Source organism: Candidatus Blochmannia vicinus (assembly GCA_030020825.1).
Lineage (GTDB): Bacteria > Pseudomonadota > Gammaproteobacteria > Enterobacterales > Enterobacteriaceae > Blochmanniella > Blochmanniella vicinus_A.
Genome location: CP125213.1, coordinates 628,950 through 643,551 on the forward strand (window position 1 = coordinate 628,950; position 14,602 = coordinate 643,551).

9 protein-coding genes, 2 tRNA genes and 1 pseudogene are annotated in these 14,602 nt (G+C 28.4%); 6 read left to right on the forward strand and 6 right to left on the reverse strand.

Features of this window, described 5'->3' with window-relative positions:
* Positions 1-991: 991 nt before the first annotated feature.
* The 4 genes and pseudogenes from cysP (at position 992) to cysA (ending at position 4,791) form a co-directional block, all read left to right on the forward strand.
* Positions 992-2,014 (forward strand): thiosulfate ABC transporter substrate-binding protein CysP, encoded by a 1,023-nt coding sequence (gene cysP, locus QMA81_02685; protein WHL25185.1) that lies wholly within the window; start codon positions 992-994, stop codon positions 2,012-2,014.
* On the forward strand, positions 2,014-2,847 hold the full coding sequence (gene cysT, locus QMA81_02690; GenBank protein ID WHL25186.1) for a sulfate/thiosulfate ABC transporter permease CysT: 834 nt from the start codon (positions 2,014-2,016) through the stop codon (positions 2,845-2,847). The genes cysP and cysT overlap by 1 nt, the downstream gene beginning before the upstream one ends.
* Positions 2,848-2,912: 65 nt before the next feature.
* Positions 2,913-3,701: pseudogene (locus QMA81_02695) on the forward strand (sulfate ABC transporter permease subunit).
* Positions 3,702-3,723: 22 nt separating this feature from the next.
* On the forward strand, positions 3,724-4,791 hold the full coding sequence (cysA, locus tag QMA81_02700) for a sulfate/thiosulfate ABC transporter ATP-binding protein CysA (GenBank protein ID WHL25187.1): 1,068 nt from the start codon (positions 3,724-3,726) through the stop codon (positions 4,789-4,791).
* Positions 4,792-5,291: 500 nt separating this feature from the next.
* On the opposite strand, the gene ptsI is transcribed toward cysA, so the two are convergent.
* The 3 genes from ptsI to cysK all read right to left on the reverse strand — a co-directional run bounded on the left by ptsI (position 5,292) and on the right by cysK (position 8,652).
* Positions 5,292-7,007, reverse strand: a complete 1,716-nt coding sequence (gene ptsI / locus QMA81_02705; protein WHL25188.1) for a phosphoenolpyruvate-protein phosphotransferase PtsI — start codon at positions 7,005-7,007, stop codon at positions 5,292-5,294.
* 64 nt (positions 7,008-7,071) lie between these two features.
* Positions 7,072-7,329, reverse strand: coding sequence for an HPr family phosphocarrier protein (locus QMA81_02710; protein ID WHL25314.1), 258 nt, complete (start codon positions 7,327-7,329; stop codon positions 7,072-7,074).
* Positions 7,330-7,704: 375 nt separating this feature from the next.
* On the reverse strand, positions 7,705-8,652 hold the full coding sequence (gene cysK / locus QMA81_02715; GenBank protein ID WHL25189.1) for a cysteine synthase A: 948 nt from the start codon (positions 8,650-8,652) through the stop codon (positions 7,705-7,707).
* Positions 8,653-9,011: 359 nt separating this feature from the next.
* Here cysK and ligA point away from each other — a divergent pair, with 359 nt between their 5' ends.
* Entirely contained in the window at positions 9,012-10,799 is a 1,788-nt protein-coding gene (gene ligA, locus QMA81_02720; protein WHL25190.1) for an NAD-dependent DNA ligase LigA, read from the forward strand.
* Positions 10,800-11,053: 254 nt separating this feature from the next.
* Here the strand turns inward: ligA and QMA81_02725 are convergent.
* Together QMA81_02725 and QMA81_02730 are read right to left on the reverse strand one after the other, a co-directional pair.
* Positions 11,054-11,126: transfer RNA gene (locus tag QMA81_02725), tRNA-Lys, on the reverse strand.
* 23 nt (positions 11,127-11,149) lie between these two features.
* Positions 11,150-11,222, reverse strand: a tRNA-Val gene (locus tag QMA81_02730).
* A gap of 168 nt (positions 11,223-11,390) precedes the next feature.
* On the opposite strand from QMA81_02730, the gene gltX reads away from it, so the two are divergent.
* Positions 11,391-12,827: a glutamate--tRNA ligase gene (gene gltX, locus QMA81_02735; protein ID WHL25191.1), complete on the forward strand. Its 1,437-nt coding sequence runs from the start codon at positions 11,391-11,393 to the stop codon at positions 12,825-12,827.
* 377 nt (positions 12,828-13,204) lie between these two features.
* Here gltX and QMA81_02740 read toward each other — a convergent pair whose 3' ends face one another.
* Entirely contained in the window at positions 13,205-14,419 is a 1,215-nt protein-coding gene (locus tag QMA81_02740; GenBank protein WHL25192.1) for a nucleoside transporter C-terminal domain-containing protein, read from the reverse strand.
* Positions 14,420-14,602: the final 183 nt, after the last annotated feature.

A 14,602-nucleotide genomic window follows, 5' to 3' on the forward strand; every position in this document is an offset into this window, starting at 1 on the left:
ATATTAATAATATCTCTTGATATGAGATATTGAGCTTTATATATTTTTATATTATTTTTTAATTAAATATGTATGCATATCATCTTATATAATGATGTTCTCATTAAAATAATAAAAATATGACTCTGAATTATAATTCAGATTTAGATATAATTATTATATTAATAATAATTATATATTATTGTAGTTGAAATAACGTTGTAGCATTACATTAAAAGAGTTATTAATTTTTAAGATTAAGCAAAGAGTATATTAGGTTGTGTATATGTTGTTATAATAAATAAATGAGATGATTAATTTGAGATGAACAAAATAAAAAAAGATGTAATTTATGTTTGATATTAAATAATTGATTTTATTTTTTGAATAGGTATTTATATATTATGTAGTGCATGCACTTATTAGTGTTTAAATAATTTTTTAATTAAATTTTAAGATAGGTTTTTTATTTTAAAATGATTTATTTAGGGATATAAAATGATTAATTATATATGAGTTTTTATATAGAGAGATAATCATATGTATACACTTTATTTTAATCAATAAGATATTTTCATTTGAATTTTAATTATATATATTGTTATATATAATTGTTTCTGATTTTTAATTGTATTAATAAATAAAATTTTTATTTTACGTAGAATTATTTTAATTATTGGTTTCAATATAAAATGATTGTTTGATTTATTTTAAAAATAAATATATAGTAGTGTTTTGTGTTTTATTGTAAATTAATAATTGTTTAATTATTGCAGTGATTTATTTTTTAAATACATAAAATCGTAAATTTTTGTTAATTAATAAATTATTAGTTAGAAATTAATTCTATATTATAAAGAATATTATTTTATATATTAATAATTGGTTAATAAATTTTTAAGTAAATATATATTTACATACGATCCATGTCACAATTATACACATAATATATCATATTTTTCTGGAATAAAAGAAACTCTATTTTAGTAATCGTGTTTATATTTGGATATATATGATTATTGCACGTATTTTTTTTAAAATAATTAGAACAACGGTACTGTTGTATTGTATTTTTTATACCTCAGTGTTTGGGACTGTTTTGTTAAATAGTTCATATGATGTATCTAGAGAATTGTTTTTAGAGATTAATTCTAATTTTATTAAATATTGGAAAGATAAAAATCCTGAAGACACACTAATTATTCGACAGTCCCATGCAGGGTCCACCAGACAAGCTATGGCTATATTACAAGGATTGCGTGCAGATGTAGTCACTTATAATCAGGTAATAGATGTACAAATTTTACACGATCGTGGAAAATTAATTCCTAAAGACTGGCAAGATCGATTGCCGAATCACAGCTCGCCATTCTATTCAACTATGGCTTTTTTAGTAAGACAAGGAAATCCAAAAGGAATTTATAATTGGCATGATTTAACTAATGAAGGGTTGAAAATAGTATTTCCTAATCCTAAAACTTCTGGAAATGGACGCTATACTTATTTGGCTGCTTGGAATGTGTTTTTTAAAAACAGTAACGAAAATATAGAGCAAACTCGATTATGGATGAGAAAGTTCTTACAAAATGTAATAGTATTTGATACTGGAGGACGTGCTGCTACTTCTACTTTTGTTGATCGCAATCAGGGGGATGTATTAATTAATTTTGAATCTGAAGCAAAATTAGTACAGAAGCAACATGGATCTAATAACTATGATATTGTGATACCTACGCCTAATATTTTAGTAGAATTTCCAGTGACTTGGATAGATAGAAATGTTATTCGAAATAGAACTAAAGATGTAGCACAGGCTTATTTAAATTATTTGTATACTCCTCCAGCGCAAAATATTATTGCTAAGTTTGGATATCGTTTAAATACAATGGATATTATTCAACTATATCAGAATAGATCCTTTAAGAGTCAATTATTTAGGATAGAGGATCGGCATGATAATTGGAATCTTCTTATGGAGACACATTTTAGGCGTGGCGGTGAATTAGATAAATTATTGTCAGTAGGACATCGTTGATGTTATTTTTTTCAGTTAAATATGTGTTACCTGGATTTGGTATAGCTCTTGGCAGCAGTTTATTATTTATTTGTTTAATTTTATTATTACCTTTAAGTGCATTAATGATGCAATTATCTCAAATGAATTTTTCTCAATATTGGGATATAATTACAGATCCAGCATTATTAGTATCCTATAAAATTACCTTATTATCTGCTGGATCAGCGACGTTATTTAATGCTGTGTTTGGTATATTAGTATCATGGGTAATAACTAGATATCAATTTCTTGGTAAAAAGTTATTAGATGCATTAATAGATTTGCCTTTTGCTTTACCTACTGCAGTAGCAGGATTAACTTTAGCAACATTATTTTCAACATCAGGTTGGTATGGAAGTTGGTTATCTAAAGTAGGTATTACAGTATCATATACATGGATAGGAATATCTATTGCCATGATTTTTACAAGTATTCCATTTGTAGTACGTACGGTACAGCCAGTATTAGAGGAGTTTTCTGAAGAATATGAAGAAGTAGCAAAGACTCTTGGAGCTGATCATTGGCAAATTTTTTATAATATAATTTTTCCGGAATTGGCTCCAGCTTGGTTGTCTGGTGTAGTTTTATCTTTTATCCGAAGCTTAGGTGAATTTGGTGCAGTCATTTTTATTGCTGGAAATATTGCATGGAAGAATGAGGTGATATCCTTAATTATTTTTATTCGTTTACAAGAATTTGATTATCCAGCAGCTAGTGCTATTGCTTCTGTGATTTTGATTGTTTCTTTGTTATTGTTGTTTTTTACTAATATGTTTCAGTTACGAATAAATCGGAGGTTTAAAGGATTTTAGTGATAAACATATTTAACAATTATGTTAATAGAAATAATAATTGTACTGGTCGTATTACATTAAACCAATGGGTTTTAATTAGCTTAACTATTTTTATATCAACAGTGTTATTGTTAGTTCCTTTAATTGTAATTTTTGTATCTGCTTTTTCAGAGGGACTAAAAATAATTAGAATAAATTTGATTGATAAAGATATGGTGCATGCAATTTTTTTAACGATTATTGTAGTGTTATTTACTGTACCTATTAATATATTTTTTGGAGTGTTGATAGCTTGGTTAGTAACTCGTTTTAAATTTTATGGAAGGCAATTTTTATTAGTCTTGTTGAATATACCTATTGCTGTTTCTCCAGTAATTGCTGGATTGTTATATCTGTTACTTTATACCAGTAATAATGTAATAGCAAATTGGCTGGATTTACATAATATACAAATAATATTTACATGGGTAGGAGTAGTATTAGTTACTATTTTTGTCACTTGTCCTTTTGTAGTACATGAGCTTGTTCCGGTGATGGTAAATAGAGGAAGACAAGAAGATGAGGCAGCAGTACTTCTTGGGGCTTCTGGTTGGATGATGTTTCGTTATGTTACTTTTCCTAATATTCGTTGGGCTTTATTATATGGTGCTATCTTGACTAATGCTCGTGCTATTGGTGAATTTGGTGCAGTATCTATAGTATCAGGGTTAATACGTGGAGAAACATACACTTTATCATTATATGTAGAATTATTATATCAAGATTATAATACTGTCGGTGCATTTATTGCTGCATCATTATTAGCTTCTGTTTCAATTATTATGTTATTTATAAAGAGTTACTTACAAAGTCGTTTGAAACGTATGAATTAATATTTGTGGTCAGGGATAAGAAATGAGTATTGAAATAGACGGGATCAATAAATTTTTTGGTCATGACAAAGTGTTAACCAATATTTCTTTACATATAGAATCTGGAGAAATTATAGCATTATTAGGTCCATCTGGTTCTGGTAAGACAACATTATTACGTATTATTGCTGGATTAGAACATCATAATAGTGGTTGTTTACGTTTTAGAGGTAAAGACGTAAGTCAGCTTAGTGCGCGTGATCGTCATGTTGGTTTTGTTTTTCAAAATTATGCTTTATTTCGTCATATGACAGTATCGGATAATATTTCTTTTGGCATAAGAATGCTACCACGTTATAAACGTCCCAATTCTTATGCAATTAATAAAAAAGTTATGCAGTTATTAACTATGGTGCAATTAGAAGGTTTAGGAAATAGATATCCTGAACAACTTTCTGGAGGACAAAAACAACGTGTAGCTTTAGCTCGTTCTTTAGCAATTGAACCAGAAATTTTGTTATTAGATGAACCTTTTGGGGCATTAGACACTCAAGTTAGGAAAGAATTACGTCGTTGGCTTCGTAGATTGCATAGTGAGTTTAAATTCACTAGTGTTTTTGTTACACATGACCAAGAGGAAGCGATGGAAGTTGCTAATAGGATAGTGGTTATGAATCGAGGGATTATTGAGCAGATAGGTACACCTAAAGATATTTGGTGCATGCCAGCTACTCGTTTTGTTCTAGAGTTTTTAAGTGAAGTTAATTGTCTACAGGGAATAGTATGTGGTTCAGAACTATCTATTGGGTCTTATCATTGGTCTTTACCATACATGCCTGCTTTGCAGGGAAAAGTAGAATTATTTTTTCGTCCGTGGGAAATGGATATTAGTAAAGAATCTAATGTATTGCATCCATTACCAGCTAAAATTGTTAATGTTAATTTACATGGATTTTATTGGCAATTAAGTGTAGAGCCTTTGGGCTGGCATCAAGATTTATTGACTATAATTTTAGGGATTAGGGATATTTTTGGTATTCCAGAATGTGGATCATGTTGTTATTTAAGCGGGCGTAACGCGCGATTCTTTTCAGAAGAAATAGTATTGTAATAAGTATAAGGAATGATATTATTTCTTGGGATGCTTTCATGATGTTAATGATAAAGGTGTAAGTAATAATAATTGACGTAATTTTTATTTATGTTGGTTATGTATGTTGGTGTATGAATATATAAATAATTTAATGATATTCTTAAATTTAAGTGCTGTATCTAAAAAGATTCTGTTTTTATGTTTTATGTGTGAATTTTAATATTTTTAAAGTAACTGGGCAAATAGTTGGTAAAGGATACTAATTAAAATTGTACAGAGTACAGTAGTAAAGTATTTATATAGGAGTATATATATTATGTAACATAAATTTATAGTATATATTGTTTTTTGTTTTTATTTATAAGTATATGTATGAATATACGTTAAATTTTTTGTAATAGATTGTGTAGTTTGATAACCTCATAAGGTTGTTGTTTTTTTTAAGGTTATATTTTCATGGTAGCTTACGTTTAAATTAAAAATTAATATTATTACTCATATTTTTTGATACAGGTGTATTATTGTTTGTGCTGCATAAGTAAATGCATTATTGATTTTGTAGTTGGATGATTTAACGCTTTTTTTGCTATTTTCTTTGCATCATGATAGTATGAACCACGGATTATTTTTTTTATTTGTGGAATGGATACAGAACTCATGCTAAATTCGTCTAATCCCATTCCTAATAATAGTAAAGTAGTACGCTCATCTCCCGCCATTTCTCCACACATAGCTGTCCATTTCCCTTCAGAATGTGAAGCGTCAATTACTTGTTTGATTAATATTAAGATAGATGGGGATATAGGATTATATAAATGAGATATTAATTTGTTACCACGATCTACTGCAAGAGTATATTGTGTCAAATCATTGGTTCCAATACTGAAAAAATCTACTTCTTTAATCAAATGATGGGCGATAATTGCAGAAGCAGGGGTTTCGATCATAATTCCTACTTTAATATTTTCGTCAAATTTTATTCCTTCTTTACGTAGTTGTTTTTTTAATAAATTTAGTTCTGTGTTTAAAGTTTTTATTTCTTCTACAGAGATAATCATAGGATACATTATACGTAATTTACCAAAAAAAGAAGCGCGTAAGATAGCACGTAATTGGGTATGTAGTATATCTTTTCTATCTAACATTATGCGAATTGCCCGCCATCCAAGAAATGGATTTTCTTCGTTTGGAAGGTGCATGTAAGGCAAATTTTTATCACCTCCAATATCCATAATACGTATGATTACAGCTTGGTTAATCATTGATTCAGCTGCCTTTTTATAAGCTTTAAATTGCTCTTCTTCTGTAGGTAATGCATTACGATTCATAAATAAAAATTCAGTTCTATATAATCCTATGCCTTCAGCTCCGTTTTCTTTAGCTCTAATTATATCGTGTACTGTACCGCCGATATTGGCACATACTCGTACTTGGTGTTTGTCAAGAGTAATTGCTGGAAGATGTTTGAATTTAGTTAACTCATATTTTTCAGAAATATATTTTTTTTTCAATATATTGATATTTTTAATGATGTTTGGAGTAGGATTGATGTAAATTTTATTATTTAAGGCGTCAAGTATTATAAAGTCTCCATTAGAAACTTGTTTTGTAATAAAACCAGTTCCTACAATAGCTGGTAATTCTAAAGAACGAGCCATGATAGAGGTATGCGAGGTCTTTCCTCCAGCATCAGTAATAAACCCTAATACTTTTTTTAAATTTAATTGAGCTGTTTCTGATGGACTAAGATCTACAGCAATAATGATTACTTCTTCAGTAATTGCGTTTAAGTCGATAATTGGAATGCCTAAAATATTTTTCAATAAACGATTCCCAATATCTCGTACGTCTGTGGCACGTTCTTTTAAATATTCATCTTCTAGTTTTTCTAAGGCTTTTGCTTGGGTTTCAATCACTGAATACACAGCAGCATCTGCACTAAGTAGTTCTTCTTTAATAAGAGTGATGATATCTTGTTCAAGTTCTTCATCTTCTAGTAATATAATATGGCCTTCAAAGATAGCTTCTTTCTTCGAGTCTAATTGTTTTTTAATTTTATTTTTAATTGCTTTTAATTGTTTAGAAGTTTCAGTGCGTCCAGAAATAAATCGATTGATTTCTTGTTCAATAGAATTAATAGCGATTTTTTCTGAATTAATGAGAATTTTTTTTTCTTGTAATAGCAGCGCTTTTCCGAAGGCGATGCCAGGTGATACTGAAGTTCCTGAAATCATAATTCTACCTTCATTAGAGTCATGGAGAGTTTATTATCTACATATTTATTGATTGTGTTATCTTTTATTTAAGTTCAGAAATGAATTTAATTAAATGCTGAACTGCTTGCTCTGCGTCTATACCATGAGCAGAAATAATAATTATAGAACCTTTACTTAATCCTAGTGTTTGCAGTTTAAATAAACTTTTAGCACTTGCTTTTTTTCCATTAGAAATTACTGTAATTTCAGAATTAAAGTTTTTTGCCTCTTTTACAAATTGAGTAGCTGGGCGAGTATGTAAACCATTGGAAGCGGTAATCACAGTTTCTTTTTGATACATTTTTATCTCCATTTGATTAAATAATATGATGAAAATAATATTTTTTTCAAGTTTATTAAATTAAATAATTTTTTGATGAATATAGACGAACAAATTTTTATGTATAAATAATTTATTGATTTCGTTTTATCTTTCATGTATATCACATTCAAAATAGAATATGAACTAAAGATATTTTCATTAATCTTTTTAAGATCTTTATAATATAGCAGAAAATATAGTATTCTATTTATATAATGTAATTAATTCAATGTTTTTATACATTCTTTAATGAATAAAAGCGCATAGCCTTTTGTTTATTAAAAAAATATAAACAGAAAACACTCATTTTCGGGTGTTTTCTGTTTTTAGTACTAATATAAAAATTTTTTGTTTTTACAAGTTTGAAAATAATATAGTACTTAAATATCGTTCGCTGGATGATGGTAGTATAACTACTATGTTTTTAGTCTCATAGATTTTGTTTTTTTGTAGTTGTATAGCAGCTGCCAATGCAGCACCTGAAGAAATTCCAGCCAAAATTCCTTCTTTTTCCATTAAATGTTTAGCATAGCTAATAGCTGCGTCTATGCTTATTGTTTCCACGCGATCAATTAAAGTTAAGTCAAGATTTTTTGGAATAAATCCAGCCCCAATACCTTGAATTTTATGTGGTGCTGGATTTATTTTTTGACCAGATAATGTTTGAGTAATGACTGGAGAGTTTTCTGGTTCAACTGCTACGATAATTATTTTTTTATTTTTCTTTATATGTTTAAAAAACCTTCCAATTCCGGTGATAGTGCCTCCTGTACCAACTCCAGCTACAAGTATGTCTATTTGTCCATTAGAGTCATTCCAAATTTCAGGTCCTGTTGTTTTTTCATGGATTTCTGGATTTGCAGGATTACTAAATTGCTGTAATAATAGATAACGTTTAGGATCAGAAGAAACAATCTCTTTTGCTTTAGCAATAGCACCTTTCATTCCATCATTTCCTTCTGTCAATATAATTTCAGCACCTAAGGCTTTAATTAGTTTACGGCGTTCAATGCTCATTGTTTCTGGCATGGTTAAAGTTAATTTGTAGTGACGTGCAGCTGCTACGTAAGCTAAAGCAATACCAGTATTTCCGCTTGTTGCTTCTATCAATTTTGTGTCTGATTTTAATAGGTTTCTTTTTTCTGCATCCCAAATCATATTAGCACCAATACGACATTTAACACTAAAGCTAGGATTTCTAGATTCTATCTTAACCATAATATGTCCATTCCCAATTTTATTAAGGCGGACTAATGGAGTATGGCCGATAGTATAAGAATTGTCTTGATAAATTTTGTACATACTTAATGTTCCTCAGCGTCATATAACATTACATGATATATTTTTTCTAAAATAGAATATCTTTAAAAGATAGACAGAATTAAATTAAAATATGAATTAATATTTAAATATTTTATATCAAAATAAAATCAATTATTATACGTTAACTGTGCAGTTTCATATCCATTATATAATAATTATTAATGTTATATTATTGCTATAGATAACTTTATGGAAGTAAATTCAATAATTATTTATATTCAAGAAGTTAATTATTTAAGATATTAGTATTGTTCATTTTTGATTACATGTAGGTAGAAATACTTATTTTAAGTGTAGATCAATGACTCTATCCCAATATTTATTGAGACATTTATATTATGAAATTTATTGATAAAAAAATACAGAACTTAAGAAAAAAATTACGTCATTGGGAATATTTATATTATGTAAAAAATGAATCTGAAGTACCTGATGAAAAATATGATGCAACATTAGCAGAACTACATCGGTTAGAAAAAATTTATCCAAATTTGATTACAGAAAGTTCTCCTACTCAACGTGTAGGAGGTGTATTGCAAGATAATTTTAAGAAAATAAATCATAAAATACCAATGTTATCTTTAAATAGTATTATTAAATCATATCAATTGTTCTCATTTGAGAGACGAATAAAAATTAAACTTAATGATAATCATATTATTTCGTATTGTTGTGAGTTGAAGATAGACGGAGTGGCAGTTAGTTTGTTATATAAAAATGGGGAATTGGTTTATGCAGCAACTCGAGGTGATGGAAGAATTGGAGAAGATATTACTAAAAATGTATGTACTATTTATTCGGTGCCTATGTATTTAAAAAGGGATATCAATAATTATGATAAATTACCATATTTGTTAGAGATTAGAGGAGAAATATTTATATCTAAATTATGTTTTTTACAATTGAATAAGATAACAGTATGGGAAGGTAACAGACCTTTTTCTAATTCTAGAAATGCTGCTTCTGGTTCACTACGTCAGTTAGATCCTTCTATTACTGCTAAACGGCCATTAAGTTTTTATTGTTATGGTGTTAGTGATTATTTTGGAGAAAAATCATTACCAGATAGTCATTGGGAACGATTGCAGTTATGTAAAAATTGGGGTTTACCAATCAGTAATCATATTTGTTTAGTTAGCGGAATGGATAAAGTATTAGAATATTATTCTTATATAGAAAAAATACGAGCTAGTTTAGAGTTTAACATTGATGGGATAGTTGTTAAAATAAATAGTTGTAAATATCAAAATAAGTTAGGTTGTGGATCTAAAGCTCCTAATTGGGCTTTTTCTTATAAATTTCCAGCGGAGATAAGATCTACTAAAGTAGACAATGTAATTTTTCAGGTTGGACGAACAGGTATTATTACTCCAGTAGCTTGTTTGGAGCCTATTATGATTTCTGATGTCACAATCAGGAAAGTTAGTATTCATAATATCAATGAAGTCAAGAGACTTGGATTGATGATTGGTGATACGGTTCGTATACAAAGATCTGGTGATGTTATTCCTAAAATTTTAGAAGTAGTTTTATCGAAACGTACTGATCGTGTGAAAGCTATAGAATTTCCAAATGTCTGCCCGATATGCGGATCTCTTATTGCTACATGGCGTCGCCAATCAATATTGCGTTGTACAGCTGGATTAGCATGTCTTGCTCAAAGAAAGGCAGCTCTTGAACATTTTGCTTCCAGGAAAGCAATGAATATTTGTGGTATGGGAAATAGAATTATTGATCGATTAGTTAATAAAAATTTAGTATCTACTCCGGTTGATTTTTTTAATCTAAATAAAAATAAGTTACTTTGTTTGGAAGGATTTGGAACGGAATATGTTGAACGCTTATTATGGGCTATTGATAATTCTAAAAAAATTACTTTGGCTCGTTTTATATATGCATTAGGTATTCGGGGTGTAGGTGAAACGGTAGCTAATAACTTAGCTGTTGTATATAAAACTATTGAAAATTTAGTTACTGCTGATTTACGGTCATTGTCAAATTTGAAATATGTAGGACCGATTGTGGCTAATAATATATATCATTTTTTTAGAAATCCTGATAATCTAAAAAATGTACAGGATTTAATTGATCCTTCTGTTGGGATTCAATTAAGCGTTATTATTTAAAAAATTTCAAAGATTAAAAATTATAGGAATGTTACAATAAATTGTTTTTTTAAAACAATTTAAATAAAAATAAAGTATTGTAAATTTAATTTTTCTAGTAAATATTTGGTTATATTAATGGAATTAAATTATTTTAACTTAAAGTTAGCAAATATGTTTTAATTTTTAAACTGTAATGAAGAGTAGTGATCTGTTATTAGTTAAGTATTAATAACATAAAGATGTGATTAACTTTTATTAAGTAATTGGTTTTTTGGGTCGTGCAGGAATCGAACCTGCGACCAATTGATTAAAAGTCAACTGCTCTACCTTCTGAGCTAACGACCCTAAGTTTATCAAGACAAATAAAATAGGTGATGGCGGACTCGAACCGCCGACCCTCTCCTTGTAAGGGAGATGCTCTGCCAACTGAGCTAATCACCTTTTTTATTACTTGGATTGAATTATATGGATCCATTGACACGAGTCAATGGATTTTTATGAAAATAGAGATTTTTAGTTGTAATTTGTTATATGTAAGAATTTAATTTAATATTGTGTTAACTTAAATGAGTACTATGTGTATTACATATAATTAGGTATCTAATCTTTATGAATATTAAAACTCGATTCGCTCCTAGTCCTACAGGTTCAATACATATTGGAAATATTCGTACTGCTTTATATTCTTGGTTGTTTGCTCGTAAGCAAGGTGGAAAATTTTTATTGCGTATAGAAGATTCTGATTTGCAACGTTCTATGCACGATGCTGTTAAGTTTATTGTTTCAGGTATGAACTGGCTTAATTTAGATTGGGATGAAGGTCCTTATTTTCAAACTGATAGGTTTGCTCGTTATAATAGTGTAATAAATTATATGATTCAACATGATATGGCCTATAAATGCTATTGTTCGTCAGAAAGATTAGAATTATTGCGGTTAAATCAAATAAAAAATGGAGAAAAACCCAAATATGATGGTTATTGTCGTTTTAAATCTACAGTTATAAATTATAATCCTTGTGTTAATTCTTATGTGGTACGTTTTTGTAATCCTCAGCAAGGTGTAGTGATTTTTCATGACCAGATTAGGGGCACAATTACGTTCAATAATAAAGAGTTAGATGATTTAATTATTCGTCGCGCTGATGGTTCTCCAACGTATAATTTTTGTGTTGTAGTAGATGATATGGATATGCAAATTACTCATATTATACGAGGAGAAGAACACATTAATAATACTCCGCGTCAGATAAATATTTTGAAAGCATTAAAAGCTCCAATACCAACGTATGCTCATGTATCAATGATTTTAGATCATGAACGTAAAAAATTATCAAAACGTCGTGAAACATTAGGAATTATGAAATATCGTGATGATGGATTTCTTCCTGAAGCTATACTTAATTATTTAGTAAAATTAGGATGGTCTTATGGTAACCAAGAAATTTTTAGTATTGAACAGATGAAAAAATATTTTGATTTTAGTGGAGTTAGTAAATCTCCTAGTATTTTTAATTTTGAAAAATTGCTTTGGTTAAATCATTATTATATTAATCATTTGCCAATAGATTATGTAGCTTCACATTTGTTATGGCATATGCGTCAACAAGGAATCAATATGCAAAATGGTCCACAATTAACTGACATAATAAAATTATTTGCGAAGCGCTCGCGAACATTAAAAGAAATTGCAAATAATTGTCATTATTTTTATATAGATTTTAATATATTTGAAAATAATGTTGCTAAAGATTATTTGAAACCTATTACAATAATGCCATTAAAGTATTTAAAAAGAAAATTCAGTAACATAGTCCATTGGACACCTGAAACTATTAAATCTGTTATTGTTGAAACTGTTAATGAATTAAATATCAGTATAGATAAAATAGGGATGCCTCTTCGTGTAGCATTAACTGGAACGGATCGATCTCCAGCTCTTAGCTGTACTATACATGCTATTGGAAGACCGCGTGTATTAGATCGTATTGATCAAGCTGTACGTTATAGTGCAACGAACTGTATTCATCGACATATAAGTAGATGATGATCATTATAATTGATTTTTTAATGCAAATATATAATTAAGATCATTATATATAATAGATAACATAAATTACGATTACTTATAAAACTTTAGGATTATATAGTTGTGTTTAATTAGGATGCTTTTTAAGCAGTGTGTGGTATTTAATAGGATGCTGGAATTTGGTTTGAGTTAGCTGTGATAGTTTTATTTTTTTTTAAAAATATTGCATTGTTACATCGGATAATATATCTTTTTTAATTATTATTTTTTATTTTGTAGTTTTAAAAATTATTTAATTTTTAAATTATATCAATGTGACAATTCCGAGCATATCTTATCAGATTAGTACTAATTTTATAGTTAAATATATAAAATATTTTATTTATTAATAAAAATTATATTACTAAACCGGTTATTGAGGCTGATAACATGTTAATCAGTGTAGAGCTATATATTAGTTTAAATCCATAATGCGATATTATGTTTCCTTGCGTTTTATTCAACCCCTTGATAGCTCCTATAACAATACCAATGGATGAGAAATTAGAAAATGAAACTAAAAAAACTGATACTATTCCTACAGTTTGAGATGACAAAACGTCAGAAATTTTCTGTAAATTTATTATGGCAATAAATTCATTAGAAACTAATTTAATTGCCATAATACTACTGACTTGTAATATTTCATTGGTAGGTATACCTATAATCCACGCGAATGGAAAGAAAATATAACTTAAAATTTCTTGTAAAGATACGTTAAGTAATACTTTAAATATTGCATTAATAGCAGAGATGAGTGCTATAAATCCTATTAACATTGCAGCAACAGTAACAGCTATTTTAAATCCAATTAAAATATATTCGCTTATAATCTCAAAGATATTTTGATTACTAGTATATAAATCGGATATATGTAGATCTTTTTCTTTGTTTACTACATAAGGATTAAGTAGTGACAATATAAGAAAAGCACTAAATATGTTCAATATTAATGCGGCTACGACATATTTTGGAGTTAACATGGTCATATATGTCCCTATTATAGAAAGGGATACTGTAGACATAGCAGTTGCTGCCATAGTATACATTCGAGGCTCAGATATATTTTTAATGATATCTTTATAAACTATAAAATTTTCAGATTGTCCTAAGATCAGTGAACTGACAGCATTGAAAGATTCTAATTTTCCCATTCCGTTAATTTTAGATAAAATAGTTCCAATTATTCGAATAGTGAATGTTAATATCCCAATATACTGTAGAATACCAATTATAGCGGAAATAAAAATAATTGGGCAAAGTATGTTTAAAAAAAAAGTAGCTAATCCTTGTGTATGCATTCCTCCAAAAACAAAATTAGTTCCTTCTAATGCAAAAATTGATAGTGCGTTGAATAAAGTAGATAATTTTCGTACAGAATCTGATCCTAATTGGGAATGTAAAATAAAGTATCCCAATAAAATTTCTATGATTAGTATCTGAAAAATAAAACGTATACGAATATTTTTTGGATTACTGCTGACAAGCAGTGATAGAATTACTATTGCAGTGAATCCTAGAATAAAATGTAAGATACGAGACACAATATTTACTCCATTAGTGTAATACAAAAATTTTGCATTATTTTATTAGCAAAGAAACGGCAATAAGAATTAGGCTATATGTAAATTTAAGTAATTTTTTAGTTGTATTTAACTTTTGTACGTAATCCTATGATGATTAAAAGACAATTAATGGCTCTAAAAATATAATTTAGAAGTTAGCCTATGCTATACTTATTTGCAATATAAAAA